This is a genomic window from Hydrotalea sp., assembly GCF_049968455.1.
Taxonomy (GTDB): Bacteria; Bacteroidota; Bacteroidia; order Chitinophagales; family Chitinophagaceae; genus Hydrotalea.
Window position 1 is genome coordinate 116,358 of the sequence record NZ_JBMFQT010000005.1, and the last position, 26,149, is coordinate 142,506.

The 26,149-nt window shown below is 34.1% G+C and carries 24 protein-coding genes; 9 read left to right on the forward strand and 15 right to left on the reverse strand.

The genetic code is table 11. The features are described from left to right. The first annotated feature begins 54 nt into the window (after nucleotides 1–54). Both recF and ACP5P5_RS05155 read left to right on the forward strand, forming a co-directional pair. Nucleotides 55–1,137: a DNA replication/repair protein RecF gene (recF, locus tag ACP5P5_RS05150; RefSeq protein ID WP_428285035.1), complete on the forward strand. Its 1,083-nt coding sequence runs from the start codon at nucleotides 55–57 to the stop codon at nucleotides 1,135–1,137. A gap of 18 nt (nucleotides 1,138–1,155) precedes the next feature. Further along, the gene (locus tag ACP5P5_RS05155; protein WP_428285036.1) at nucleotides 1,156–1,437 is read left to right on the forward strand and encodes a DUF721 domain-containing protein; all 282 of its coding nucleotides are present in this window, start codon (nucleotides 1,156–1,158) and stop codon (nucleotides 1,435–1,437) included. A gap of 9 nt (nucleotides 1,438–1,446) precedes the next feature. On the opposite strand, the gene ACP5P5_RS05160 is transcribed toward ACP5P5_RS05155, so the two are convergent. From ACP5P5_RS05160 to ACP5P5_RS05175, 4 genes are all read right to left on the reverse strand, one after another. Then, nucleotides 1,447–1,869 carry a CBS domain-containing protein gene (locus tag ACP5P5_RS05160; RefSeq protein WP_428285037.1) on the reverse strand — a complete coding sequence of 141 codons (423 nt, stop codon included), beginning with the start codon at nucleotides 1,867–1,869 and terminating at the stop codon, nucleotides 1,447–1,449. Between the two features lie 179 nt (nucleotides 1,870–2,048). After that, the gene (locus ACP5P5_RS05165; protein WP_428285038.1) at nucleotides 2,049–3,080 is read right to left on the reverse strand and encodes an ABC transporter permease; all 1,032 of its coding nucleotides are present in this window, start codon (nucleotides 3,078–3,080) and stop codon (nucleotides 2,049–2,051) included. Between the two features lie 9 nt (nucleotides 3,081–3,089). Continuing rightward, entirely contained in the window at nucleotides 3,090–4,190 is a 1,101-nt protein-coding gene (locus ACP5P5_RS05170; protein WP_428285039.1) for a BT_3928 family protein, read from the reverse strand. A gap of 70 nt (nucleotides 4,191–4,260) precedes the next feature. After that, nucleotides 4,261–4,797: a DUF1599 domain-containing protein gene (locus tag ACP5P5_RS05175; RefSeq protein WP_428285040.1), complete on the reverse strand. Its 537-nt coding sequence runs from the start codon at nucleotides 4,795–4,797 to the stop codon at nucleotides 4,261–4,263. 135 nt (nucleotides 4,798–4,932) lie between these two features. On the opposite strand from ACP5P5_RS05175, the gene folP reads away from it, so the two are divergent. Further along, nucleotides 4,933–5,766: a dihydropteroate synthase gene (folP, locus tag ACP5P5_RS05180; protein ID WP_428285041.1), complete on the forward strand. Its 834-nt coding sequence runs from the start codon at nucleotides 4,933–4,935 to the stop codon at nucleotides 5,764–5,766. 98 nt (nucleotides 5,767–5,864) lie between these two features. On the opposite strand, the gene ACP5P5_RS05185 is transcribed toward folP, so the two are convergent. Together ACP5P5_RS05185 and ACP5P5_RS05190 are read right to left on the reverse strand one after the other, a co-directional pair. After that, a complete protein-coding gene (locus ACP5P5_RS05185; RefSeq protein WP_428285042.1) occupies nucleotides 5,865–6,791 on the reverse strand; it encodes an FKBP-type peptidyl-prolyl cis-trans isomerase in 927 nt (308 codons plus the stop codon). Nucleotides 6,792–6,820: 29 nt separating this feature from the next. After that, nucleotides 6,821–7,828, reverse strand: a complete 1,008-nt coding sequence (locus ACP5P5_RS05190) for a DHH family phosphoesterase (protein ID WP_428285043.1) — start codon at nucleotides 7,826–7,828, stop codon at nucleotides 6,821–6,823. Nucleotides 7,829–7,965: 137 nt separating this feature from the next. Here ACP5P5_RS05190 and ACP5P5_RS05195 point away from each other — a divergent pair, with 137 nt between their 5' ends. Continuing rightward, a complete protein-coding gene (locus ACP5P5_RS05195) occupies nucleotides 7,966–8,382 on the forward strand; it encodes a nucleoside-diphosphate kinase (protein ID WP_428285044.1) in 417 nt (138 codons plus the stop codon). Between the two features lie 315 nt (nucleotides 8,383–8,697). On the opposite strand, the gene ACP5P5_RS05200 is transcribed toward ACP5P5_RS05195, so the two are convergent. The 3 genes from ACP5P5_RS05200 to ACP5P5_RS05210 form a co-directional block, all read right to left on the reverse strand. Then, the gene (locus tag ACP5P5_RS05200) at nucleotides 8,698–9,576 is read right to left on the reverse strand and encodes a DUF6089 family protein (protein WP_428285045.1); all 879 of its coding nucleotides are present in this window, start codon (nucleotides 9,574–9,576) and stop codon (nucleotides 8,698–8,700) included. Between the two features lie 141 nt (nucleotides 9,577–9,717). Beyond that, nucleotides 9,718–10,653 carry a lipoyl synthase gene (lipA, locus tag ACP5P5_RS05205; protein ID WP_428285046.1) on the reverse strand — a complete coding sequence of 312 codons (936 nt, stop codon included), beginning with the start codon at nucleotides 10,651–10,653 and terminating at the stop codon, nucleotides 9,718–9,720. 145 nt (nucleotides 10,654–10,798) lie between these two features. After that, a complete protein-coding gene (locus ACP5P5_RS05210; protein ID WP_428285047.1) occupies nucleotides 10,799–11,617 on the reverse strand; it encodes a hypothetical protein in 819 nt (272 codons plus the stop codon). A 41-nt stretch (nucleotides 11,618–11,658) separates the two neighbouring features. Between ACP5P5_RS05210 and ACP5P5_RS05215 the strand changes: the two genes are divergently transcribed. Next, the gene (locus ACP5P5_RS05215; RefSeq protein ID WP_428285048.1) at nucleotides 11,659–12,069 is read left to right on the forward strand and encodes an OsmC family protein; all 411 of its coding nucleotides are present in this window, start codon (nucleotides 11,659–11,661) and stop codon (nucleotides 12,067–12,069) included. A gap of 3 nt (nucleotides 12,070–12,072) precedes the next feature. Here ACP5P5_RS05215 and ACP5P5_RS05220 read toward each other — a convergent pair whose 3' ends face one another. From ACP5P5_RS05220 to ACP5P5_RS05235, 4 genes are all read right to left on the reverse strand, one after another. Continuing rightward, nucleotides 12,073–13,371 carry a DUF2851 family protein gene (locus tag ACP5P5_RS05220; protein ID WP_428285049.1) on the reverse strand — a complete coding sequence of 433 codons (1,299 nt, stop codon included), beginning with the start codon at nucleotides 13,369–13,371 and terminating at the stop codon, nucleotides 12,073–12,075. 38 nt (nucleotides 13,372–13,409) lie between these two features. Continuing rightward, nucleotides 13,410–13,997: a Maf family nucleotide pyrophosphatase gene (locus tag ACP5P5_RS05225; RefSeq protein WP_428285050.1), complete on the reverse strand. Its 588-nt coding sequence runs from the start codon at nucleotides 13,995–13,997 to the stop codon at nucleotides 13,410–13,412. A gap of 34 nt (nucleotides 13,998–14,031) precedes the next feature. After that, nucleotides 14,032–14,973, reverse strand: coding sequence for a geranylgeranylglycerol-phosphate geranylgeranyltransferase (locus ACP5P5_RS05230; RefSeq protein ID WP_428285051.1), 942 nt, complete (start codon nucleotides 14,971–14,973; stop codon nucleotides 14,032–14,034). Nucleotides 14,974–15,234: 261 nt separating this feature from the next. Then, the gene (locus ACP5P5_RS05235) at nucleotides 15,235–16,029 is read right to left on the reverse strand and encodes a Rossmann-like and DUF2520 domain-containing protein (RefSeq protein WP_428285052.1); all 795 of its coding nucleotides are present in this window, start codon (nucleotides 16,027–16,029) and stop codon (nucleotides 15,235–15,237) included. Nucleotides 16,030–16,043: 14 nt separating this feature from the next. Between ACP5P5_RS05235 and ACP5P5_RS05240 the strand changes: the two genes are divergently transcribed. From ACP5P5_RS05240 to ACP5P5_RS05255, 4 genes are all read left to right on the forward strand, one after another. Next, nucleotides 16,044–16,922: an alpha/beta hydrolase gene (locus ACP5P5_RS05240; protein ID WP_428285053.1), complete on the forward strand. Its 879-nt coding sequence runs from the start codon at nucleotides 16,044–16,046 to the stop codon at nucleotides 16,920–16,922. A gap of 106 nt (nucleotides 16,923–17,028) precedes the next feature. After that, a complete protein-coding gene (gene topA, locus ACP5P5_RS05245; RefSeq protein WP_428285054.1) occupies nucleotides 17,029–19,587 on the forward strand; it encodes a type I DNA topoisomerase in 2,559 nt (852 codons plus the stop codon). 237 nt (nucleotides 19,588–19,824) lie between these two features. Further along, on the forward strand, nucleotides 19,825–20,697 hold the full coding sequence (locus ACP5P5_RS05250) for a transglutaminase family protein (protein WP_428285055.1): 873 nt from the start codon (nucleotides 19,825–19,827) through the stop codon (nucleotides 20,695–20,697). Between the two features lie 144 nt (nucleotides 20,698–20,841). Further along, complete coding sequence (locus tag ACP5P5_RS05255; RefSeq protein WP_428285056.1) at nucleotides 20,842–21,339, forward strand: methylated-DNA--[protein]-cysteine S-methyltransferase; 498 nt, start codon at nucleotides 20,842–20,844, stop codon at nucleotides 21,337–21,339. On the opposite strand, the gene ACP5P5_RS05260 is transcribed toward ACP5P5_RS05255, so the two are convergent. Both ACP5P5_RS05260 and ACP5P5_RS05265 read right to left on the reverse strand, forming a co-directional pair. Beyond that, nucleotides 21,340–22,386 (reverse strand): PorP/SprF family type IX secretion system membrane protein, encoded by a 1,047-nt coding sequence (locus ACP5P5_RS05260; protein ID WP_428285057.1) that lies wholly within the window; start codon nucleotides 22,384–22,386, stop codon nucleotides 21,340–21,342. Nucleotide 22,387: 1 nt separating this feature from the next. Further along, nucleotides 22,388–26,080 carry a PKD domain-containing protein gene (locus ACP5P5_RS05265; protein ID WP_428285058.1) on the reverse strand — a complete coding sequence of 1,231 codons (3,693 nt, stop codon included), beginning with the start codon at nucleotides 26,078–26,080 and terminating at the stop codon, nucleotides 22,388–22,390. Nucleotides 26,081–26,149 lie beyond the last annotated feature (69 nt).

Below are 26,149 nucleotides of genomic sequence, written 5' to 3' on the forward strand. Positions count from 1 at the left end.
AATTTTTATAAAAATACGTGTTTCCGTTTATCGTGCTTACTTTGCAAATCTACCATGCTTTATTTAAACAAAATATCATTATTCCAATTTAAAAATTATAGCCACAACCATTGGTATTTTACCGAACCGGTTATTGGCATTTGTGGGCCAAATGGCGTAGGAAAAACGAATTTATTAGATGCCATTTATTTTTTATGTTTTACCAAAGGCTATTTTAATCGGCAAGATGCTAACAATGTGGAGCAGGGTAAACTGGGAATGCGTGTTGAGGGAAGTTTTTTAAATAATACAAGCTTAATGGAAGTAGTGGGCATTTTGCGTGAGAATAATAAGAAAGAATTTTTGTTGAATACTGAACCCTACAAAAAATTTTCTGAACATATTGGTCGAATTCCTTGTGTAATGATTGCCCCTGATGATATTTCTATTATTACAGGATTAAGTGAAGAACGCCGCCGATTTATTGATACTATAATTTCGCAATGCAACCAAAGCTATTTAGAAGCTTTAATACAATACAATAAACTACTGCAACAACGTAATAGTTGGTTAAAGCAAATAGCTGAACACAAAGTGTATGATAAAGATTTGTTAGAAGCTATAAACCTGCAAATGGTGCATTATGGTGAAATAATTTACAAGCAAAGGCAGTTATTTATGCAGGAATTTACCCCAATGGTAATTCAATACTATACAGAAATTGCTAATAATAAAGATGGCTTAAAACTGCAATACGAAAGTCATTTGCATGATAATGATTTTGAATCCTTGCTTAAATCATCGGTTGATAAAGATATAATTTTACAACGCACCCAAATGGGGGTACATAAAGATGACTTAACTTTCTACATGCACGATATATCTTTTAAAACAAGGGCTTCACAGGGCCAAAGAAAAACGTTACTGCTTGCTTTAAAACTTGCTGAATTTTCAATTTTAAAAAAAGAAAAAGCAGTTGCCCCTATTTTATTGTTAGATGATATTTTTGAAAAGTTAGATGAACAAAGAATGGAAAAACTGTTTTATAAGGTTTGTGTATCCGAACAATGCCAAGTATTTATTACAGATACCCATTACAATCGGTTAAACGAATATTTATCCAAAATGCAAATAAATTTCCAAATCATCAATTTATAACATTATTATCTTTACTCTATGGGAGAATATAGTATTGGCGATGCATTGCATCAGTTTATGAATAAAAGTAATTTACGAAATGGCTTACGAGCTTTACAGATTACACAAATTTGGGAGGAAGTAATGGGCAAAACCATTGCAAAATATACTGAAAAAATAGAAATTATTAATAACACATTGTTCATATATACCCCTGTAGGCCCATTAAAAAATGAGCTTCAATTCCAAAAAGCACAAATCATTGAACGCATTAATGAAAAACTACAAGAACCCTTAATTCAAGAAGTAGTGATTCGTTAATACTTCCCATTAAGCGTAGGTATAATCTTGTTTATGCTTAATGTGTTGCTCTTCGGCAGTTTCTTTTAAAATATCATAAACGCTAATTACACCCAAAAATTGATGGCCACTGAATACAGGTAAATACAACACCTGAAAACTATTCATTAATTCAAGGCAATGTTCTGTACTATCATCCGGCGAAACAATAGGAAAGTCTTTAATTAAAATATCTTTCACCAATGTTTTTTCCGGCTTTAGCCCATTCAAAGTAATTTTATGTAAACAATCTTTCTCGCAAACAATTCCTTTGTATTGATCATCGTCCCTAACAATTATGTAACTAACATTGGCAACTTTCATTAAAACCAAAGCTTCTAATACAGTAGCTTTACTGCTAATAAAATTAAACTTAGCAGACTGGGTGGCCAATAACTCTTTTACATTTTTCATAATTGCACATTTTATTTCTCACAGACAATACAATAAATTATAACAATATTGTATTTTTAATTAAATACATACATATAGGATTTATTGAAATTGCCTGATGGAAGGTGATTGCAGAATTGCAATGTAAAATTAGGAAAACAGTGTCGGCAAAAAATGATAAAAATCAGTTAATACTGAGTTTAATATTTCAACCTTGGATCGAGGTAGGCATACATTGCATCGGATAAAATGTTGACAACTATAAAAAAACAAGATGTTAATAAAACACTACCCATAACCACTGGGAAATCAAGTTGTTCTAATGCATCTACCGTAACTTTTCCAATACCATTCCATCCAAAAATAAATTCTACAAAAAAAGCTCCGGCCAATAATTCAGCAAACCATCCGGTAATAGCAGTAAGAATGGGATTAAATGCATTTTTTAAGGCGTGTGAAAATAATACTTTGGTACGACTAAGACCTTTTGCATAGGCAGTTCGTATGTAATCTTGCTGCAATTCATTTAACATACTACTCCTAGTTAACTGTGCAAATATGGCTAATGGTCGAATACCTAATGTAAGTGCCGGTAAAATTAAATTTTTAAGCTCCAAAGTTTTACCATTAAAAGGGGTTACTTCATATAAACTACCCAACATATGCAATCCGGTAAATTTTGATAAAACAAAGCCAAATACATATGCAATAACAATACCGGTGAAAAATGAAGGAACAGATATTCCTAAAATACTTGTAAACAAAGTTGAAGTATCTACCCATGTGCCTTTGTAAACTGCTGCTAAAATGCCTAATCCAATACCGACTACTGCTGCCAACAACATAGCTGCTATTGTTAACACAATAGTGTTAGGTAAAGCCTGCATTAATATGACTGTAACTTGTTTTTTACTTTGATATGAACTACCTAAATATGGCCACTTAACACCAACTTTAAGATTACTCCCCAGGAATAACCCTTCTATTTTTTTCTGCTGTATTGCATTAGCCGTATATATTGATACTGGTGATACATCATTTACATAAAATAAAAATTGTTTCCATTTGGGTTCATCTAACGACAACTCTTTGCGAATATTTTGAATAGTAGTTTTATCGGTATTTTGACCGGTGATGAATTGTGTAGGATCGCCCAAACCTTGAAACAAAATAAATACTACCGTAATTACTCCAAGCAAAACAACAAATCCGTATAGTATTTTTTTAAACATTTTAAAAAACTATTTCTTTAGGAACTCCATTACTTTGGAAGCATCGGCAAAACTAATTTTTTGAAATACTATCGGCCCTTGCATAATAATGTAAGTAGGAATAACCCTTGCTGCTGTTTTCATAACAGTAGCGTCACATTGCAAAAGGGGTACCGTTGGAAACAATTTTTCTGCTGTATGCATTTGAGCAGTTACTAAAAATAAAGGAATTTTTTTCTTTTTCGCATCATCATATATGGCGTCAAACATCGATTGCCATCGATCCATATTATCAAAATCCTTTGCAAAAAATAAAATATACTTACCCGGTGTTTGTAAAATGGCTTGGGTTGTATCTATCCCAGCAGGTGTTTGTAAGGTAAAATCTGAAATTGCGGCAGTTAACCCATTTCCTTTCTTAACTAATGTGGCTTTACGTCCAATGAATTCATAACTACTGTCTAAATCATCCGGTAAATCATCTTCGGAAAAATTAAACTTTTTCCCATTTTTCTCGTATTCAAATGTATAACTATAAGTGTCAGGAACTGCATTAGCAGGTGTTTTCATTTCCTCAATTAAATTATTGCCCACTTTGTATGGTAAACAATCTACAAATGGCAAATGCCGCAAAACATACCATTGCATAATACAAGTTAACCCAACCACAATAATTAAAATAAACAATGATAAAGTTGATGCAAAAATGGGCTTAATGTACTTATAAGTAATGGTTAAAAAGATTATTAATACCAATAGAATTACATCTTTAGTAAAAGTCTGAATAGGTGTTAGTCGAATACAATCGCCAAAACAACCGCAAGTTTTAATTTTACCACTAAACAATACATAACTGGTTAAAAACGTGAAAAATATAATCAGTATTAATAAAAAGCGACTGAAAAATTTAGACTGCCACCCAATAATAATAGCAAGCCCGGCCAATATTTCTAAAATATTCATACCAAAGGCCATGTAGAGAGAAAAATTATCGAAGAATGACCAATGCCAAGCTTCAAAAAATTCTTGCATTTTATAGCTTAAACCCAAAGGGTCATTGGCTTTTACTAACCCAGAAAAAATAAACAGCAAACCTACCAACCACCTAACTATACCAACAATATATTTCATAGATTCAATTTTTGGGTAAAATTTTATTTGTTAGGCAAAATTCTATTGATAAAAATAAAATTTTGTGTTGTTATTTAGGCATAAGAATTAAAGCAAACACGGCATAATTTATAATGTCAATAAAGTTTGCGTCAATACCTTCACTCACTAAGGTTTTACCATCATTGGCTAAAATTTGCTTTATGCGCATTAACTTCATTAAAATTAAATCTGCAAAACTTTCCTGGCTCATATCACGCCAAGCTTCACCGTAATCATGATTTTTATTTTGCATAACTTGTTTAGCGATGTTTACTTCTTTTTCATACCATTCTGCAACTTGATTCAGCGGTAATTCCTCTACTTTAGGCTGATTAATTTCTAATTGAATAAGTCCAATTACAGCATAATTTACAATACCCTTAAATTCAGAAGTAATATCATCAGCAACCAATTGAACTTTTTTATCTTGAATAGTACGAATACGTAAAGCTTTAATAAAAAGTTGGTCTACTACAGAAATAATACGCAAAACCCGCCATGCAGTTCCATAATCGGCAGCTTTTTGTATAAAAATTTTTTTACACTGTTCAATTATGGCATCGTATTGCTGACTGGTTATATCCATAACATTTATTTATGTTGAAAAGGTGTGTTTTATTTGTCTGGTGTTATAATAAGCATGAAAATATCAATAATTTTCAATTACAACAAACAGTATGGTTTAATACTAAATTTGTCGCAATATAAATGAAAGAAAAGAATGTACACCCTTAATTGCAAAGGAAGATTATTAATTATAAATAAGCCCATTATTATGGGCATTTTGAATGCTACACCCGATTCGTTTTATGCACATAGCAGGCATCAATTTATAGATTCTGCTGTTGACGAAGCAAAAAAAATGGAAGCAGATGGTGCAACTATTATTGATATTGGTGGACAAAGCACGCATCCATCCAGTACATTACAAACAGCTGAAACAGAATTGGAGAGAGTCATTCCTATTATTACACAAATTCGGAACACGTTACCCAATGTATTTATTTCAATCGACACTTTCTACGCTTCAGTTGCCAAGGCCGCAATTGAGGCAGGAGCTGATATGGTAAATGATGTTAGCGGTGGGCAGTTAGATAGCAATATGTTTAAAACAGTTGCAGCATTGCAAGTACCCTACATTTGTATGCACATGCAAGGCACGCCACAAACCATGCAACAATTTACCCAATACAATGATTTAATTACTGAGCTTACTGATTATTTTATAAAAACAACCACTGAAGCAAAAAAAGCGGGGATTGTTGATGTGATAATTGATCCCGGAATTGGCTTTAGTAAAACCATTCAGCAAAACTTTTCATTAATTAAACAATTAAGTGCATTTAAAATATTACAAATGCCTATTTTATTGGGTATTTCCAGAAAATCCTTCTTATATAAAACATTACAACTGCCTAATGCAGACCATGCATTGAATGCTACTTCTGCTATGCATATGTTAGGTTTATTAAATGGTACAAATATTTTAAGAGTACATGATGTTGCCGCTGCCAAAGAATGTATTACCCTTTTTGAAGCTTATACCACAGCTTAATTTCCACTATTCAAATTCTAGTTAATTCAACACCAACATAATATTATAAAAAGGGCTACCCAATTGATGGATAGCCTTTTAAAATGTGCTTTATCATTTTACTTCGCCGGTTTTATTGCACCGGGAGGCATTAATGGAGTAGGATTTTTAGGAGGTGCCGGAGTGGTTACATCATTCACTTCAATATCAAACACCAAGTTTGTATAAGGTGGAATTACCGGAGGGCTTCCTTGTGGTCCATAACCTAACATGGCTGGAATTAACAAACGGCCCTTACCCCCTTTTGCAAAGTAACGTAAGCCATCATCCCAACCTGGAATAACATTGTGTTTTCCTACTACAAAAGTAAAAGCAGGTTTTTTAGCTGCACTGTCCATATTGCCGTCAAATTCTTTACCATTTTCAGTGTACCCTTTATAATAAACAGAAACTTGCATGCCAGAATCAGCTTTTGGGCCTTCCCCTTCTTTTTGTACTTCTACCAAAACACCATTGGGTGACTGTACAGTTTTAATGTTGTTTTTTGCTGCATAAGCCTGAAGATCCTTTACTTCTCTGTTTTTTTCTTCATTCATTTCATTTTCGTAATCAGCATTTACAGCAGCATCATTTGGAAATACTTTCAATATATCTACTCTCCCATCAATTGTGCCACCCTTTTTGAATAACTCATTATATTCAGGTATCATACCTAAATTTTTTAAGGTATCTATACTCATAACGAAATTAATTTTATCGCCGGGAGCACACTGCATTAATACTTCCGTAAAGCTATGTTTGCCAAACTGTGCTGTATCAATTTTTACATAAGCAGGAATATGGCCAAAAGTTGATTGCAATATTGAGTCTTTGCCATGAGCCTTCATTTTGTATTCAATATTAAACTTAACAATATCGCCTTGCTTTAAAAGCACTTTACTGTTACCGTGAATTATTTTATACACCAATCCGGTTTTGGTTTTTTCGTACTGGTGGCAACCGGCCAACAGCAATGCAAATACTAAAATTCTGAATGTAATTTTCATTGGTTTATTGATTGTTATTGTTTACTGATTTATTCTAATTCATTTTTATAGTTGGGCAACACTTCATAAAAATGTGCCAAAGTTTTCTCCAACTGATGGCTACTACGTCCACCGGCAGCATTTTTATGTCCACCACCTTCAAAATGGTTGCGTGCAAACACGTTTACATCAAAATCGCCTTTACTTCTAAAACTCCATTTTCTTTCTTCATTTCTATCAATTACAATAGCACCAAACTTAATACCTTTTATGGTTAATAAATAATTCACTAACCCTTCAGTATCGCCGGTTTTAATGTCATATTTTATAATATCATCTCTTGAAATTGCCATAACAGCTGTGTTATATTCATACAACACATCCATACGGTTTAATAGTGCATGCCCAATAAAACGTAGTCTATTTTCTAAAAAGCTATCATATATCTGTTCATGGATAGGTGTATGTTGCAAGCCCATATCTTTAAAATGGGCCACCATTCTATGCACCGAAGCAGAGGTAGCCGGGAAACGAAAAGAACCGGTATCAGTCATAGTGCCTGTATATAAACAAGTTGCGATATTTAAATCTAATAATTCCGGGTTTTCAGACTGAGTAATAAAATCATATACCATTTCGCAGGTAGAGCTTTTATTTATGTCACTTATGCCATATTGAAAAGCGCTTACTTGTGGTTGTTCATGATGATCTATGAGTACTTTAACAGCATTAGAAGCGGTCAAATATTTTTCAACATTTTTTGTTCTATAGAAAATATTGAAATCTAAGCAAAAAATAATGTCGGCATCGTTTAGCTTTTCAACAGCTGTGGTTTGTTTTGCCTCAAAATCAATGACAGTTTCAACACCCGGTAACCAACTCAAAAAATCTGCCCAGTTTGTTGGAGAAATTACGGTAACAGCATGATTCATTTTCACCAGAAAATGATACAAACCTAATGATGAACCCATAGCATCTCCATCTGGTTTTTGATGCGTTGTAATAACAATTTTCTTAGGTGCACGTAGAAGCGGATATAAAGCGTTAATTATTTCCATAACTGGGGGGCAAAAATAGAGTAATTCCTGAAGCCTTTCATTGTTTTTTAAAATATAGGCAATTATTTAAGCGTGTTTATGAAAACTTAGAAGTGTAAATCATTAATTTTGCCACTCAAATTTGAATTTTAAGTTTTATGAGTAACAGAACATTTACAATGATTAAACCCGATGCAACTGGAAAAGGATACACAGGTGCTATTTTAAATGACATTATTAAAGCTGGTTTTACTATTAAAGCCATGAAATGGACTAAATTAAACATTGATCAGGCTGCTGAATTTTATGCCATACATAAAGAAAGGCCTTTTTTTGGAGAATTAATTGAATTCATGAGTAGTGGACCTATTGTTGCTGCAATTTTAGAAAAAAATAATGCCGTTAATGATTTTAGAAAATTAATTGGCGCTACTGATCCTGCCAAAGCAGATGAAGGTACCATTCGTAAAAAATATGCATCCTCAGTTGGAGAAAATGCAGTTCATGGTAGTGATAGTGATGAAAACGCTTTGGGGGAAAGTGATTTCTTTTTCTCAAAGTTGGAAAGATTTTAGTCTTAACAAAAACTGGCACGATTTTTATTACAAATAATATGGTTTTTTAAGGGTTTAGGGTTGAAAAAAGGGCTTCTATCACACAGAAGCCCTTTTTCTTTTTATCATCATCAAGCAACCTAAAATAGATTGAAAATATATTGCTCACTTTAAAAAAGTGGTAAGCAGATTTACAATTAAAAAATAGATAAAATTATATAACAGCAAATGCATTTTAACCATTTTTTGAAAGTAATGTTTACTGTTATAGGCACATTAAACACCTTAGGGAAATAGGAGTAGCTAATGCCATAAAATTAAAGCCAAAATTTTATTTTAATAATTTTTCATGCGAGGAATGAACGGACCACCGGCAGGGCTAATATAATCTTTGCCAAACAAATAAAAATTGTTTAAACGAACAGAGAATGTTACTTGAAATGAGTAATAAGAATCTTTATTATGTGGGTTGCCACGTGGACGATACAAGGGAGGCTTGGCTGTGGGATCTATTTCATCGCCTCTAAATGATAATGATGCAGCCTCTAACTGACCTGCAGCTAATAAGGCATTGGTGGCATATTTAGGTGTGCTTACATCATCTAAATAATCAGTAAATAAAATACGATAATTAAATTCAAACCCTACCGCTAAATCTTCTGACACTTCATACCTAACACCAGCACCAAAAGGAATATTGATTTGTAAACGATGATAAGGTTTAGGATACCCTGGCTGATTCAAATATTGCCCTTCAGTTCCAATATCGTGTAAGTAAACTTTGTTTCCATTACGGTCGTATGTAGTAGGATTGAAGTGAAAAATACCAAATCCGGTAAATACATAGGGAACAATGTTATAAACACGCCTATCTAGAATGTCATATTCAACCATGTTGGAAACTTCCCAAACAAAACTTTTAAAGTTTAAGTTACGTGCTCTTAAGTCGGCCCTGGGTGAAAGGGCATCATTACCTTTTACACCTAATAAAGATAAACCCAAACGATAGCGAAACTTTTCAGCAAAATCATAACTAAGTCCTCCCATAACATCGGGTGAAACTTGTTTGAATGCTGGAGAGCCTTGAATTAAATCGCCTAAATAGGCACTTACTCCCAACCCACCAAATGCACGAAAGGGTTGCGCAAAGGCAGACAATTGAAAAGCCAGAATGACTATTAACAATGAGGTGCGAATGGCTACTTTATAATGCATTAATATGAGTTAGTAGTTTATGATTGCAGTATATAGTTTTTATACTTCTTTGAATTTGATTCAAATATATAAATTATGCAATTATAAACAATAACTGTTCCAAATATTACAGAAAATTATTGGCATATTGCAATTAATAAGCTACAATAATTTTTGTACTGCTCTTTCTGATTCCCATTTCGCTCTACCATACCCTTTTAAAACATGCTTTTCACTATGGTAAGAAGAACGAACCAAAGGACCACTTTCTACATAATCAAACCCTAATTTGTAACCTATTTCTTTTAGCTCGGCAAATTCAGAAGGATGTACAAATCTTTGTACAGGTAAGTGTTTTGGGGTAGGTTGCAAATACTGTCCTAAAGTTAACACATCGCAATCAACTTCCCTTAAATGTTGCATAGTAGCAATCACTTCTTCTTTAGTTTCTCCGATACCTAACATTAAACCGGTTTTTGTACGCATCCCCCCTTTTTTTAGCGTAGCCAAAACTTCCAAACTCCTTTTGTACTTAGCCTGAACCCTTACTTTTTTTGTAAGATTTTCAACAGTTTCCATGTTATGGCTTACTACCTCTGGGGCAGCATCAATTATACGTTGAATTTGCTCAGTAATACCTCTAAAATCAGGAATTAGGGTTTCTAATGTTGTATTCGGATTAAGTGCCTTAACCGCTTTAATGGTATTGTACCAAATAATTGAGCCACCATCTTTAAGCTCATCACGGTCTACACTGGTTATAACCGCATGCTTTATTTTCATTAAATAAATTGCCTCTGCTACACGTTGGGGTTCATCCCAGTCAACAGGTAAAGGTCTTCCTGTAGCCACCGCACAAAAACCACAACTGCGCGTACAAATATTCCCTAAAATCATAAATGTGGCAGTTCCTTCGCCCCAACATTCTCCCATATTAGGGCAATTACCGCTTTCACAAATAGTGTGTAATTTATGTGTATCAACTAATCCTCTAACATGTTTATAGCTTTCGCCAATGGGCAATTTAACTCGTAACCAATCAGGTTTTTTTATTCTGGTTGAATTATTTGAAGAATTTGTAACTGTTGAAGTTTCCACAATAACTTTTTTAAAAATGATTAAATGACTTTGTTGAATGCCTCCCTGTTTTTCACAATAACAAAAAGGAAATCTGTATAATAGCAGAAAGGAAACATCTTAATTCCGTCCACTACAAACAACAAAAACTTGCGGCAAAATTAGGTTACTTTCTTCTTCCAAACACAATGGCCACATAAGCGTTGAAAAATAATTTACGGTCGGAACTGTTCACCATAATGGGCATATTTTGGGTATAATATTCAACATTTACCCCTACTTCTAATGCCGAAAGCAATTCATTGTAGCGACCATAATCAAATCTTAATGCGCCACGAACTTGTGCCCCGGGTACATATTTTATTTCATTTAACCCTTTTGTAAAACCAGATGAACCTTGTATTAAGGTATAATCTAAAAAGGCGGTAGGATTATCAGAATACTTAATATCATTTACCTGATTGGCATTATTAGGGTCTTGCACTTGTAAATAGTAAGGCTTTAACATCCCCAAACTAAATCCACCTCCGTAAATGGCCGAAACAGCTACCCCATTTTTATTTCCTTTACCACCAATTAATCGTTGTTGACCTAAGCCAATTTTAAAATTGTAAAAATTATTTTCTTTTCCATAAATATATGGGTTACCTAAAAAAACAAATCCACCACCAACTAAGGGTACTGAAGTTCTTTCTTCATGCTTATCTTTATGTTCACCCAATTCCATCCACCAAATGTTGGTTTTAGTAATAGTTTTATATTTCCCATGTTCATAAAAAATTCCATACCCATCCGTATTTAATTTAACTCCAAAAGCTCCTTGCTTCTGATAAATTAATGCGCCTTCCTCTTCTTGTTTGATTAGGTTGTTTATTCTTTCTCTACGTTCGGCTGCTTTTTGTTGACGACTAGTAGGTGCATTTGTTGTTTGTGCAAATAAGGAAAACGGTACCAAGGCTAAGGTTAATACAATAAATTGCTTCACAAGAATAATTTTAATGCTAATTTAGATAAAAATTTAACCTTATGACTTCAATTGTGCTGTATAAAGGAAATTTAAGAACAGAATTAACACATTTACAAAGTGGCACTGTTATTGAAAATGATGCTCCTACCGATAATCATGGAAAGGGCGAACGTTTTTCTCCTACGGATTTAGTGGCAACAGCTTTGGGCAGTTGTATGATTACTACCATGGGTATAAAAGCCAATACAATGGAGATAGATTTAACCGGAACGAAGGCTGAAATAACAAAAATGATGAAAAGTGACCCCAGAAGAATAGGTAAAATAATTGTTCATTTAACTTTCCCTTCCACTTTGCAACATTTAGATGAAAAACAAAAACAAATTTTAGAAAATACAGCACGCACTTGTCCTGTTGCTAAAAGTTTACACCCGGATTTAGAAACTGATTTACAAATTACCTGGTTATAAACATTAAGCATTTTGTTTTAATATTTGATGCCCGATTGCACACAATAAACATTTTTTTTCGTTACAATAACAACGTGATAATTGAATAAGCGCTTGCGAATCGAGGGCATTTTGATTGGCAACTTGATATTTTTCCCATTGTTGGGTAATTACATTTTTTTCTGCCGGCAAAAGGCTTAACCAATGTAACGCTTTGTTTTTAAAGACATGATGGTTGTGATAATGTCCATAAGCAAATAACATAGGGCAAACAGTATTAATCATTAAAGTTTGTAACATTTGCTTACCTAATTTTTTGGGAAGCCTTTCCGATGGTTCATCGGTTAAACTATAATGATAGTGCCAGTAATCATTAGCCGTAATCTGAAATAATTGCATTACTTGTTGAACAGTTTCTGCTTCTTTTATTGCATCGAATAAATGAAAAGATTGATGAATGAGCATAGCTAATTGAGCTAACCGAAGTGTAGGAAAGTTGGCAGGCCGCATTCTTAAAAAAACAGGTAAAATAGCAGCCGGTTTTAAAGCATATTTTTTTTGTAAAAAGAAATATTCTTTTTGCAACATTTGAACATATTTATCATTAAAAGTTTGATGATGAAAAAAATTAGCCTGGCCTAGCAGCAAGGCCTCAAGGTGTTGTATATTGTTTTTGTGTTTAGCTAAAATTTGTATGGGTGTGTTTTCAGCCATTTGTTGAAATAATTGCGCATTTTGTGTAAGGCCGAAATTATATGCCAAAACATGCCAAAAAACAGCCTCCCAATGCCCTTGCGTTGCCTGTAATTTTTGAATGATTTTGTTGGTGCGGTTCAATAAAATTTCTATCGCCAAACGTTCTTTCCAGTTAATCCAATTAACATGTCCAATTGTGGGTAAGAAAGAAGCACAAGGAATTTTCTGCATATTTTGAAGCAATAACGCATAACGCTCAAGCAATACTTTAGGTATTCTATTGCTTAAGCTAAGTGTGGGCAATGGCTTACCGTTGATGTCGTATACGGGCTGATTGTTGTTCCATACTACGTGCAGAATTACATTTTTAAAATGAGGATCATTTTGGTGCTCATGCGCCTGCCAATCAGAAGCATTTTTATGTACTTCAATATTGCCTACCAACGTTAAACCGTCAATTTGTATAACAGCTTCTACAAAATCAGGACCTTGATGGGTATTATAGGTCCCGGGCTTTACTATTTTTAGTAATTCGTCTGTGTCAGTTTTTAATAAAGACTTATTATAGTATTGAAATTGCCATATAAAATGCAACAATCTTTCATTCAGATATTGAAGTTCAAGCATAGTTTATACCAATAAAACTTCAATATATACAAATTATTTCACTTACACAACAATTGATATATTTTATTGATAGGCAAACCCATAACATTATAATAATCACCTTCAATAGCTTTTACGCCAATAAATCCAATCCATTCTTGAATGGCATAACTCCCTGCTTTATCATATGGTTCGCATTTATCAACATAGTAACTTGCCTCTTCAGAGCTTATGGTATTAAAATACACTTTAGTAATTTCAGCAAAAGTCTGCTCGGTCCCATCTTTATGCAATAAAACAACACCGGTTATAACTTCATGCATTTTGCCCGAAAGATTGAGAATCATTTGTATTGCCTCTGTTCTGTTGGCAGGTTTACCTAAAACTTTATCTTCAATTACTACAATAGTATCTGCAGCCAAAATTGTTTTATTCAGCAATTCACCATGAAATTCAGCAGTAATTTTTTCTTTAATAGCCAATGCTTTATTACGTGCAATATGTATGGCAACTTCGGATTTAGTTAATGTACTTGGAAAGCTTTCATCAATGGGTTTGGTTACCACAACAAAAGGTATACCTACTTTCTCTAATAACTCTTTTCTGCGAGGTGAGTGAGAAGCTAAAATTATTTCATCTGCTTGCATAAATCAGTTTTATTTTTTGTAATAGATTATTAGTTTATATGGGCTTCCAAAAAAATATCATTGAAACAATTCCCGTAAACATAATAATTTTTACCAATGTACTAAGTGCATGAAAATCGTTACTTGTTCGTGCTACTAAAAGTTTCCGAAATACTTGTAATAAAGGTAAAGTAATAAAGAAGAAACCATACAAAGCAGTAATCCACCATCCAATAAATACCACATAAACTTGCAGCAGCAATAAAACTGCTGCAAGTACTACAATCCATACAAGTGTAAAAATTTTAGTACTATTAAGGCCCCAAACTATGGGCATTGTTTTACAACCGTACCTCCTATCACCTTCCACATCTTCCATGTCTTTAATTACTTCCCGAATTAGCGAAATAATAAAAGCAAACCCGGCATACAAAAAACTAAAGCGGAATAATTTATGTACATCTAATCCTGCGTAGATTTGATAGGTAAGAAAATAATATTGTTCAGCCCACCATAAAATTAATATTGCCCAGGCAGTTATTAATGAAACCAGCACATTACCAATTAAAAACTTCTTTTTAAGCGATGCAGAATAAATGAATAATAAAAAAACACTAATGGCATTAAACAATCCAATAAACATGGTTCTTGTTGTAAAGTCAATATAAAAACCTATTGCTATACCCAAAAAACTAAATATCAAATGCCACAATATAACCCAGCGTCTGCTAATTGTTTTATCTACTACCAATTTTTGGGGCTTATTGATGAGGTCAATATTCAAATCAAAATAATCATTAATGGCATAGCCGGCTGCAGCTATAAAAATGATGCTCGTAGTTAGTAGAAAAAAGGAAAAGTTATTCAACACATTGTTTAAATGTGCTTCATGAAACAATGGTTTAACGATAAAATATTCAAACATTACCTGCGTTAAAAGAACAAAAAGCAGGTTAGGCCAACGAATTAAAGTGAAAAAAGATTTGATAATTTTCAATACCAGGCTTTTTGAAATGAAGCAATTAACGGTTTGCAGCGGCAAAAATAAATGCTGCAATGACTTAAACCATGTTATTTGTTTATTTAAATAGAATTACCCCATGTTTTCAATAATATAACTAACAAAAGCCGTATTGTTTTCATTATACCGATACCCATTTTTAAAATTAACAAATCGGAATAAATAAAAATTTGGTTTTAAATAAAAAAAATTATATTGTGCTTACGTTTACGTTCAATTGCTTGCCAAACAAATCCCTCACGGTTTACCGCTGAGGGGTTTATTTTTTTGTTTTTCAGTAATAATTAACTGCGAAAACAAGTTATAAAGCTGCAAATATTCAGGGTTTTCTTGTAAAATAGCTTTATGAGTTTGTAAAGTAATGGTGTCGTTTCTATATGCAGGGCCTGTTTGCTTTTTAATTGGAGCATCATTATTGGTAATGCTTGCTGCAGTATAATGTATAAGTGGCAATAATAAACTAAATGGCAATTGATGTTGTTGGCAAAGATTATAAGCAACTTGATATAAATAGTTGGTAAAATTAGATGCCATTACTGCTGCCAAATGCAAATTCCTTTTTTGCTCGTCAGTAAGTGTAATAATTTGCTCAGTGGTAAGATCAGCAGACAGCATTTTCAAAACAGAGGATGCTTCATTATCGGAGGCTGAAATTACCAAAGGAAATGCAGGATTATTTTTCAATGAAATATTCAAACTTTGCACTGGCCAAAGCACACCAAACCGGTTGGTAAAAGGCTCAAATACTTTAGCATCAATACTACCTGATGTATGTATTAAAAATTTGTTTCTAAAAATTGGATTGGATGCAATTTCAACAATTACATTATCTGGTGTTGCAAATAGGTATATATCGGCATTATTGTGTATCAATCCAATATTTGTGGTATAAGGAGCGTTAACTTGTTTAGCTAATAAAGCGGCCTTGGTTTCAGATTTACCTACAATTTGTAAAATAGTATGTTTTTTTTCAAACAATCGCTTTGCAAATAGAGTAGCTATGTTACCGGCACCCAAAATTACAATTTTCATATATTTGAGTTAGTATGAGTAATAGAACAAAGAACAATATAAAAGTAATTTATTATATTTTTCTCTTGAAAATTATTTCAATATTCAGTCCAAAAGCAGCAGCATTAAAGGCATTCAAATTATTTACAACTCCTTATTCCGGTAAACCAAAACGTATTGCTCCTGCCGAATTTGCTTTTGCCACCACACTTCAATTGCTTTTTGAAGAAAAAATTTTATATGGCTGGCAATGGACCCCTCAACCGGAAGTAAATAACGGTAGAAAAGTACTTATTGCACATGGTTTCGACAGTTGCAGTTATCGATTCGCACATTATATACAACCTTTTTTAAAGCAAGGTTTTACAGTAATAGCATTCGACGCGCCGGCTCATGGTTTAAGCGAAGGTAAAACTACCAATGTTTTAGAATACAGAAATGCAATAGTAGCCATAATAAAAAAATTTGGACCATTTGAGGTTTTTATGGGTCATTCGTTAGGGGGAATGGCACTGGCTTTAGCAGCAGAGAAATTGCAAGAAAATGCAAAAATAATTTTAATAGCACCCGCTATTGAAACGACTACTACAATTTATGCTTTTACAAAGTTTTTAAAATTAAGTACTTATACCAAAATTGCTTTTATCAACCATATTAAAAATTTATCCAATCACAGCATTCAATACTATTCTTTAAGTAGAGCAATTAAACATATTCATGCCCCTGTTTTATGGATTCATGATGAATTAGATAAAATTTGCCCATTTAAGGATGTAATTCCAATTGTGGAAAAAAAATTGCCCAATGTTGAATTTTATTTTACGAAAGGGCTTGGGCACAGCAACGTTTACAAGAGCAAATCAGTAAAAAATACCATTATAGCTTTCACAGCTAATGAACAACATTTTTTGTGATTTGGAGGTTTCAACTAATATTGCAAGGTATTTTTACCGGAAAATTGCAAAATTTGTTTCATTTTAGGGAATTGACTGGTATTGTTCACAATTTATTTTTTAAAGAATGGCAAAGAATTTATTAATAGTAGAATCACCGGCAAAAGCAAAAACAATAGCCAAAATTTTAGGTAAAGATTTTGAGGTGAAAAGTTGCTATGGCCATATTAGAGACCTGGAAAAGGATGATATGGGCATTGATGTTAATAAAAACTTTGAACCCCATTACGTTGTGCCCGATGAAAAACAAAAAGTTGTTAAAGAATTAAAACAATTAGCAGCAAAAGCAGCTGAGGTATGGTTAGCTTCGGATGAGGACCGTGAAGGAGAGAGCATAAGTTGGCACTTAGCTGAAGTACTTGGACTAGATCCTCAACAAACCAAAAGAATTGTTTTTCATGAAATAACTGCTCCTGCTATAAAAAAAGCGGTTGAAAATCCACGCCGCATTGATATGAACTTAGTGAATGCTCAACAAGCTAGAAGAGTGTTAGACCGGTTGGTGGGTTTTGAATTAAGTCCGGTTTTATGGCGTAAAATTGGCATGCAACGCAGTTTAAGTGCAGGTAGAGTGCAAAGTGTAGCAGTAAGATTAATTGTTGAGAGAGAAAGAGAAATAAACCAATTTATACCTGAAAAAAGTTTTAAAGTTGAAGCTTTATTTTCGGCACCGGACGTAAATGGGAAAACAGTTACGTTTAAAGCTGAAGGACCGGCGAAAATTAATAACCATGAAGCAGCTGAAAAATTTCTGCAACAATGTGTTGGAGCAACCTATAAAGTTCAACAAGTTGAAATTAAACCTGCAAAACGCACTCCTGCCGCACCATTTACTACATCAACATTGCAACAAGAAGCCTCACGTAAATTAGGCTATGGCGTTAGTAAAACCATGTTGCTGGCACAAAAACTATATGAAAGTGGTTATATCACCTACATGCGTACAGATAGTATTCAACTTTCTGACACCGCTTTAACCGACATTAAACAAGAAATTACTACGTATTATGGAAATGAATTCCACCAGCCTAGGAAATTTAAAAATAAAAATGAAAGTGCACAAGAGGCACATGAAGCAATAAGGCCAACCTATATGAGTCGGCATACCATTGACGAACCAGATACAAAAAAATTATATGAATTAATTTGGAAGAGAACCATTGCTTCGCAAATGAGTGATGCTGTTTTTGAAAAAACAATTGCACAAATAGATATTTCTACGAACCATGAAACACTAACTGCCAGTGGTGAAGTTTTAAAATTTGAAGGATTTTTAAAGGTTTATTTAGAAGGAAAAGATGATGAAGATGATGAAGACAGCGAAAAAAATCTTCCACCACTCTCACAAGGACAAATATTGACCTTTCAGGAAATGACAGCAACGGAAAAATACAGTCGTCCACCTGCACGTTATACAGAGGCTTCGTTAGTAAAAAAATTGGAAGAACTAGGCATTGGAAGGCCTTCAACTTATGCACCAACAATTACCACAATTATAAAACGTAATTATGTTGAAAAAAAGGACAAGGAGGGTACACAACGACAATTGGCACAGTTTAAACTAAACAGCAATAACCACATAGAAAAAAATATTTTATCGGAAATTACCGGTGCAGACAAAGGCAAATTATTCCCCACTGATTTAGGAATTCTGGTAACCGATTTTTTGAAACAACATTTTCAAAAAATTATGGATTATGGTTTTACTGCGAAAATTGAAGAAAACTTTGATGAGATTGCTGAAGGCAGAATTCAGTGGAATAAAATGATTCAAAATTTTTATGAACCATTTCATGAAAATATTGAGCATACCCTTGAAAATGCAGAACGTGCAAAAGGAGAAAGAGAATTGGGTATTGACCCTGAAAGTGGCAAAAAAGTGGTGGCAAGAATGGGACGTTATGGGGCTATGGTACAAATTGGTAGTACTGACGATGAAGAAAAGCCAAGATTTGCAAAGCTCAATGCCAACCAAAGCATTGAAACAATTAGCTTAGAAGAAGCATTAAACTTATTCAAGCTGCCTAGAACATTAGGCACTTACGAAGATGCTGAGGTTGCTGTGAATGTTGGTCGATTTGGTCCTTATGTAAAATGGGGCGAACAATTTATTTCCCTTCCTAAAGGCACTGACCTTTCTGAAATTGAGCTTAACGAAGCCATAAAATACATACAGCAAAAAAATGAAGCAGATGCCCCAATAGGTGTTTATCAAAATCTGCCGGTAACCAAAGGTAAAGGTAGGTTTGGGCCCTTCATTAAATGGAATGACATTTTTATAAATGTACCCAGGAAGTACAATTTCGATGTCCTATCGCCAAACGATATTCGTGAGCTAATTGATTCTAAATTAGAAAAAGAAGCAACCCGCTTTATTCAACAATGGCCCCAAGAAAAAATTGCAATTGAAAATGGAAGATGGGGACCCTTCATTCGCTTTCAAAAGAAGATGCTAAAAGTGGGCAAAAAGGCCGATGGCACTAAGTATGATGCTGCTGAACTATCAACTATTTCTTTGGAAGATGTAAAAGCCATGATTGAAGAACAAGTACCGAATGCCTTTGCAAAAAAAGCAAAAGCTGCTGCCAAAAAAACTTCCACTTCAAAAGTAAAAAGCAAAAAATAAAAATGTAAATGAGGGGTTCTAACTCCTCATTTTTTTAATCCGCATATTTTTAATATGTATTCCTGTAACTAATTGAAAAAAACAAGTCTAAACGCTACAATTACAAAATCATTGTGTAAGTGAATAAAAAACATTTCCACAACTGTAAATAACTTATACTTTAAAAAAAGAAAAAAAGCGCTTAGTTTGGTAGTCAAATTGAATAATTAACCCATCAACTACTCTACTTATTTGGCTATGCAACAAACAAAAGAAATAAATGCGTTGTTCTCATTAATTGATGATCCCGATGATGAGGTTTATCAAACCATTGCGGAAAAAATTGTTTCTTTTGGAAAGGGAATTATTCCAAATCTGGAAAACTTATGGGAAAATACCCCAAATGCGGAAGTACAAGAAAAAATTGAAATGCTCATTCATCGTTTGCATTACAATGATTTAACCAACGATTTTATTGAATGGAATAAAAATCCCTTTCACGACTTATTATTAGGTGCATTACTAGTGGCCAAATTTCAATACCCCGATTTACATACCACCCCTGTGTTACAGGACATTGAAAAGATAAGAAGAAACGTTTGGCTTGAACTAAATAGTTATTTAACGCCACTGGAACAGGCCAACGTATTATCAAGCATTATTTATAATTATTATAATTTAAAGGGCATTGAAATAAGTTATAACCACCCCGATGATTTTTTTTTACATAAAGTAATTGAATCAAAAAAAGGCAATACAATTACAAACAGCATTATTTATCAAGTATTGTGCACACAATTAGAAATTAATGCAAAAATCATCAATATTCCTCGGCAAATGGTCATTGCTTTCTTTCATTCAGATTATGATGTAAATTCTTATAAAGGCCATCCGCAAGAAAAAATTCATTTTTATGTAGATAGTTTAACCGGCCAAGCTTATTCACATGCCGATATTGAAAACTATTTTAAAAAAATTTCGGTTCCTCCTGTTGCATCCTATTTCAAACCAATGAGTAATCAGCAAATTATACAAGTATTGCTTCAAGAAGTAGCTAAATGTTTTACATTACCATCAAACCAATACAAACAAGCTGAATTATTAGCTTTATGCAATTTGTTGGATAGTTAAGGCTGCACTATTTCATTTAAAAAATAATGCATGTAAGTTGGTAACTAAAAAAATATTTACGGCATCATTTCAAATTATTCAATACAATTTTAAAGCTTAGCTTTCATTCCTTAATTTTACTTAATCTACGCTAGTAGCATAGGAATGAACGAAAATTATTATACATATTATGAAAGCCCAATTGGTTTAATTAAAATTGGAGGAACAGAGCAATATGTTACAGAGATTAGTTTTATTGATAACAGCCAGCAAATAGAACACGGTATACCCGGTGTTAGTGATTTATTGCACCAATGCACAGAAGAGTTAATTGAATATTTTCAGGGGAGAAGAAAGACCTTTGATTTACCCATCCATCAGGAAGGAACGCCTTTTCAAGAAAAAGTTTGGAACGAGTTATTAAGCATACCTTATGGAAAAACAATCAGCTATCTTGACTTAGCCAAACAAATGGGCGATCCGAAATGCATTCGTGCTGCTGCAACTACAAATGGTAAAAATAAAATTGCAATTATTGTTCCTTGTCACCGTGTTATTGGAAGTGACAAGAGTTTAACCGGTTACTCGGGTGGTTTGTGGCGCAAAAAATGGTTATTACAATACGAGTTTAAAACAACGCATGGTATACAAACCCTGTTTTAATTAGAAACGTACTGCTTTAGGACACTTCAATTTCTTGGTATTATCATTGCCACCATAAATACCCGTTTTAACCAACGACAATTCAAATGCACCTTGGGAACCATTATACCCAGATAAAGATGAAGTTGTAGCATCATAGTTAAAGGTCAGTTTTATATTATTTACCTGATATCCTATCATAGGAATGGCTGCATCGCCTACTCGATAATATAAGCCCAAAATAAGCTGGCTAATCCCATCTCCACTTAAATTACGATTAGCATTCATACCAACAACTGTTTCCGTGGCATTACCCATTTTACTAAAATACATGTTAGGATTTAGTATCCACAAGTTTTGAATTTTAATATTTGAATTTAAAAAGAAGTTGTAGCGGGGTTCAACTGTATTATTGCTAATAGAAGGTGCAAAGAAACTTTCTTTAGGCCGATTAAAGTGTTGAATACTTGCGCCAGCATTAATATAAATGTGATCAGTAGCAAAGTATGCATAATTAATGCCTGCACTCAAATCCATGTAATAAACTGAAGTATAATAAAAGGGCTCATTTGATGGGATATTGATATCAAAAAATTGTCCGTTCCACTGGTCATTAAATGTAAGTTTACTAGCATCAACTCTTTTATTTACACCCCCAACTCCAAAACCTAAACTTAATAAACCATCATAACCTAAAACTTGGTGGTAGGCAATAGATGCATAACCTTTTGTTGCAGTTAAAGAACCATCACCTGCGGCATCAGTAAACAACATACCGCCTACCCCTACCCATCCATTTTCAAATCGATTATTGAATAGTTGAGCATCGCCCCACATACTCATAGTTTTATAGGGACTACCAATATTAGCCCATTGGTTTCTGTAATTAATGCCTAAACGATAATCAGACTCAGGATTAAAGCCGGTATTGGCAGGGTTCACCAATAACGGGGCATTAAAATATTGGGAAAAATGAAGGTCCTGCGCCATTAAATACCCCCCAGATGTTAGCAAAATAAACATTTGTAATAGGGCAATTTTTCTAATATAAACGCTACGCTTCATCATATTATCTTAAAAGTGTAATGTCGCCAGTTTTCGTAAATTTTTTCCCATCAGAGGTTTCAATTAACAAAACATAATGATATACATCTTGCGGTTGTAATACACCATTATAAGTTCCATCCCATCCGCCTGATTTTGTAAAACCTTGATATACCAACTTACCCCAACGGTTGTAAATATTCCATTTCATTTTAGTAATACCGTACCCTTGTACATAGATTTTATCATTAATTCCATCACCATTGGGTGAAAATGCTTTAGGCACATCGAACAATGGTGAAATTAATGCATTTACAGGTAAACATTTTTCATCAATACAACCTGATTCATTCGTTGTTTGTAAGCAGGCAGTATAGGTTTTAGTAGAATCATAAATATGACTAACGGGGGTGGATATGCTATAAGTAATAGTTGAGTCCCCATCACCAAACAACCATTTATAAGAACTGGCAGGTTGTGACAAGTTAGTAAATTGAATAGGGGTATTGGTTATAGGAGGTTGTGGTGCTACACTAAAATTAGCAATGGATTTAATTTTCATTTGTATTACTTGCGTAATTGAATCATATTGGTTACAGGTATTTGGGTCATAAGCAACCAATTTAACAGTATAACTACCGGTGTCATTATATTGGTGCGTGGGATTAATATCAGTTGAGGTAGTTCCATCACCAAAACTCCAATTAAACTGTGTACCTCCGGTGCTGGTATTATTAAATATGGCAGTGTATGGTACACAACCAATAGGAGGTGTTTCAAAAGCAGCTTTTACATTTGCAGCAATACGAATTTGCAAAACAACACTATCATTATAATTGCAATAGCTTGTGTCGTGTAAAACTAAACTAACATTGTAAATTCCTTCTGCGGGATATGTATGTGTTTGTACCTGATTACCTGTAATAACCGAAGTTCCATCTCCAAAATTTAGTTTAAAGGATTGGCCATTAAAAGGTTTGTTAGCAGGAGCAGTAGACGTATTATTGAATTGAAAAGTTAATGACTGACAGCCACCTACTTTGTCAGCATTTAAACCCAACACAGCAGCATCATTTCTAACCCTAATGGTAACATATGAGGTATCATCAACATTGCAACTATTGGGATCGGTAGACACCAACATTACTTTATAAAATCCAACATTTTGAAATGTGTGTGATGTTTTAGGTTGTGTAGTTGTAATTTGTGCTGAGCCATCATTAAAATTCCAAGTATATGTTTTGCCTTGTGCAACGGTGTCGGCAAAATCAACCAACAAAGGCACACAACCTGTAGTATCGCGAACAATACCATTAGCAGCTGCTTGAATGCCCGATGATATACCAGCCAAGTTGAATGCAATTTTCAATGCCATCATATTACAGTCGGGTCCGTTATTAGTAGTACTGAAAACATAAGGTGGGCTCCCGGTTAATGGTGGATTGGCAGGAGGAGATCCTTCTTTGCAAGAACAAATGGTTTGATAAATAATACCATTTTTATCGAATCGACTGGTACCTCCATCCACATGATCGCCCAAAGCACCATTCTGACCAAAATAGCTGCCAAATAATTGGCTTTGTGCGTTTTTTTCTAATACAAAGAAATAAAAATCGGCCCCATCGGTAGTATTTTGTAAATAGTTAGGTGTTGACATATTTCTAACGCCACTATTTAAATACCCATCCCCAATATCAATTCCACCACCCCAACCGGAAACGTATACATTTTCACAACGGTCTACTAAAAAAGCAGTTGGCGAAATGTTAGGTTGAGCACTACCGGGTGCACCAAATGTTGCTGAGTAAATAAAATCAGACAAATCGGGCTTTAACTTGCATATAAACTGCTTACCATCAGTTTGCCCTTGTGTCTGGTTAAATGGAGAGTTAACTACCTGCCATGTACCGTTGGTAGTACCCATAATATAAGGGAAACCTAATTTGTCAAATTGTACGCCAAACAACATATCAGCGCCACTGGTTCCAAAATAACTACTGCTAATTAATTGTGAGCCATCGTTAGAAATAATTGAAACAAAACCATCACAAATTCCCCCTTGATAGGTAGGAAATTTTACATTACCACCGGTTCCGGGAAAATTTGTGCTGGCTGTTCCCCCTGCAACATATATGTTATTGGTAAGTGGATTAATAGATAACACAAAGGCGGCATCGTTATCATTGCCACCTAAATAAGAACTAAACAACACATTACTTAAATCGGATGTAGCTTTTATAACTACAGCATCTTGAAAAAAGCCTAAACCATTTACCCCTCCATTGTTTTTTTGGAATGCATTTCCGGTAATAGGGAAATTGGTTGATTGTGTACATCCTGCTAAATAAATATTTCCTGCTCCATCAATAATTACCTCGCTACGGGCATCATCACCATAATTCAAGCGGGTAGATTGGTAGCCTGGTGCACCTGTGTATTTTCCACGAATATTTACCCCATCATCACCTGTTCCGCCAATTACCAATGAACCTACAATGCCGGTACCGTTGGCATTCAATTTGGTTATAAAAATATCGAATCCACCACCCGGTCCTACTTTGTTGGTTACCGGAAAATTTGAAGAACTTGTTCTTCCGGCTATAATTAAATTACCTGCATTATCTGTTATTAAACTATGTGGCTGCTCATTTCCATTTCCGCCCAAATAAGTGGCATAAATCCTATTCCTTCCCGTAGCATCAAATTTCATTAAAGCCACATCGTACGCAGTTAATTCACCTTCTCTTACGCCACCTTGAAAAGTAATTTGAAATGCCCCATTACTTACGGGGAAAGATTTGTTAAGATCTCCAAAAACAATTCCACCGGCATAAAAATTACCCGAATTATCATAAGTAGCTGTGTAGCCCCAATTTTCGGCAGTGCTGCCTGAAAAGCTTGAAAATACAAATTGAGGGTCAATGACTAAAGTTGAAGAGGGATCCGTTTTTTCAGCAGTAAACCGAACAATATTCCCTTTAATTATATAATTACATGGAATAATTGTTTTACCGTAAAGATTTACTGCATAACTATAGGGCTTCGCTTCTTTTACATTTTGCGCCGAGGTTTGTATAATTAATTCGCCGTTCCTTTGTTTTAATGCATCAACGCCTTCGTAATACAAAGCAATGTTATTTACATTACCGCCGGGATTGACAATGATATCGTACTTCAATGCACCATTTGTAGTATAATACCGAACATCTATATTGGGATAAATATTTTTGCAGGTTACAGCTTGGTATACCTTACAGTTTTGGCCCCATTTTTTTGGGTCATTCCCAATTAAATAATTGTTAGTAGTTGCTAAAGGTTTGTCGGGGATGATTTGCGGATTAGGATTTGCGTTTAAAAATTTAACTTGATAAATGTGACCGTGCATTACTTTACTGGCGTTATTTCCGGCTTCCATTAGAGGTGCCACAACAGTAGACGTTTGCCCACTAGCATTAATTTGTTGAACATATTTTGCCTGTGGTTTAGAAAATTGTTGATGGGGTGATAAAGCAGCATAATCTGTTGGATTATAAAGTAACATTCTAAACCCACCATCCTTTTGAATAGCAATGGATCCAATAGGCAAATTACCTCTAAAAGCCATATCACTATTCCATTGGCCTTTGTTTTCTACAAACTGAAGATTAGCCTGCGAACGAACGGTTGGCAGTAATAAAACGATGAATGTAATAAGCAATAAAAAGCGAAATCTCATCATACAATAAAATTTTTTTTACCACCGAAAAATTTCCGCAAGCATATGCCTAGTAAGTTACAAAATATTTGC

Coding starts and splice junctions, on each gene's coding strand:
- recF (WP_428285035.1), top strand. CDS start 55: ATGCTTTATTTAAACAAAATATCATTATTCCAATTTAAAAATTATAGC.
- ACP5P5_RS05155 (WP_428285036.1), top strand. CDS start 1,156: ATGGGAGAATATAGTATTGGCGATGCATTGCATCAGTTTATGAATAAA.
- ACP5P5_RS05160 (WP_428285037.1), bottom strand. CDS start 1,869: ATGAAAAATGTAAAAGAGTTATTGGCCACCCAGTCTGCTAAGTTTAAT.
- ACP5P5_RS05165 (WP_428285038.1), bottom strand. CDS start 3,080: ATGTTTAAAAAAATACTATACGGATTTGTTGTTTTGCTTGGAGTAATT.
- ACP5P5_RS05170 (WP_428285039.1), bottom strand. CDS start 4,190: ATGAAATATATTGTTGGTATAGTTAGGTGGTTGGTAGGTTTGCTGTTT.
- ACP5P5_RS05175 (WP_428285040.1), bottom strand. CDS start 4,797: ATGGATATAACCAGTCAGCAATACGATGCCATAATTGAACAGTGTAAA.
- folP (WP_428285041.1), top strand. CDS start 4,933: ATGTACACCCTTAATTGCAAAGGAAGATTATTAATTATAAATAAGCCC.
- ACP5P5_RS05185 (WP_428285042.1), bottom strand. CDS start 6,791: ATGAAAATTACATTCAGAATTTTAGTATTTGCATTGCTGTTGGCCGGT.
- ACP5P5_RS05190 (WP_428285043.1), bottom strand. CDS start 7,828: ATGGAAATAATTAACGCTTTATATCCGCTTCTACGTGCACCTAAGAAA.
- ACP5P5_RS05195 (WP_428285044.1), top strand. CDS start 7,966: ATGAGTAACAGAACATTTACAATGATTAAACCCGATGCAACTGGAAAA.
- ACP5P5_RS05200 (WP_428285045.1), bottom strand. CDS start 9,576: ATGCATTATAAAGTAGCCATTCGCACCTCATTGTTAATAGTCATTCTG.
- ACP5P5_RS05215 (WP_428285048.1), top strand. CDS start 11,659: ATGACTTCAATTGTGCTGTATAAAGGAAATTTAAGAACAGAATTAACA.
- ACP5P5_RS05220 (WP_428285049.1), bottom strand. CDS start 13,371: ATGCTTGAACTTCAATATCTGAATGAAAGATTGTTGCATTTTATATGG.
- ACP5P5_RS05225 (WP_428285050.1), bottom strand. CDS start 13,997: ATGCAAGCAGATGAAATAATTTTAGCTTCTCACTCACCTCGCAGAAAA.
- ACP5P5_RS05235 (WP_428285052.1), bottom strand. CDS start 16,029: ATGAAAATTGTAATTTTGGGTGCCGGTAACATAGCTACTCTATTTGCA.
- ACP5P5_RS05240 (WP_428285053.1), top strand. CDS start 16,044: ATGAGTAATAGAACAAAGAACAATATAAAAGTAATTTATTATATTTTT.
- topA (WP_428285054.1), top strand. CDS start 17,029: ATGGCAAAGAATTTATTAATAGTAGAATCACCGGCAAAAGCAAAAACA.
- ACP5P5_RS05250 (WP_428285055.1), top strand. CDS start 19,825: ATGCAACAAACAAAAGAAATAAATGCGTTGTTCTCATTAATTGATGAT.
- ACP5P5_RS05255 (WP_428285056.1), top strand. CDS start 20,842: ATGAACGAAAATTATTATACATATTATGAAAGCCCAATTGGTTTAATT.
- ACP5P5_RS05260 (WP_428285057.1), bottom strand. CDS start 22,386: ATGATGAAGCGTAGCGTTTATATTAGAAAAATTGCCCTATTACAAATG.
- ACP5P5_RS05265 (WP_428285058.1), bottom strand. CDS start 26,080: ATGATGAGATTTCGCTTTTTATTGCTTATTACATTCATCGTTTTATTA.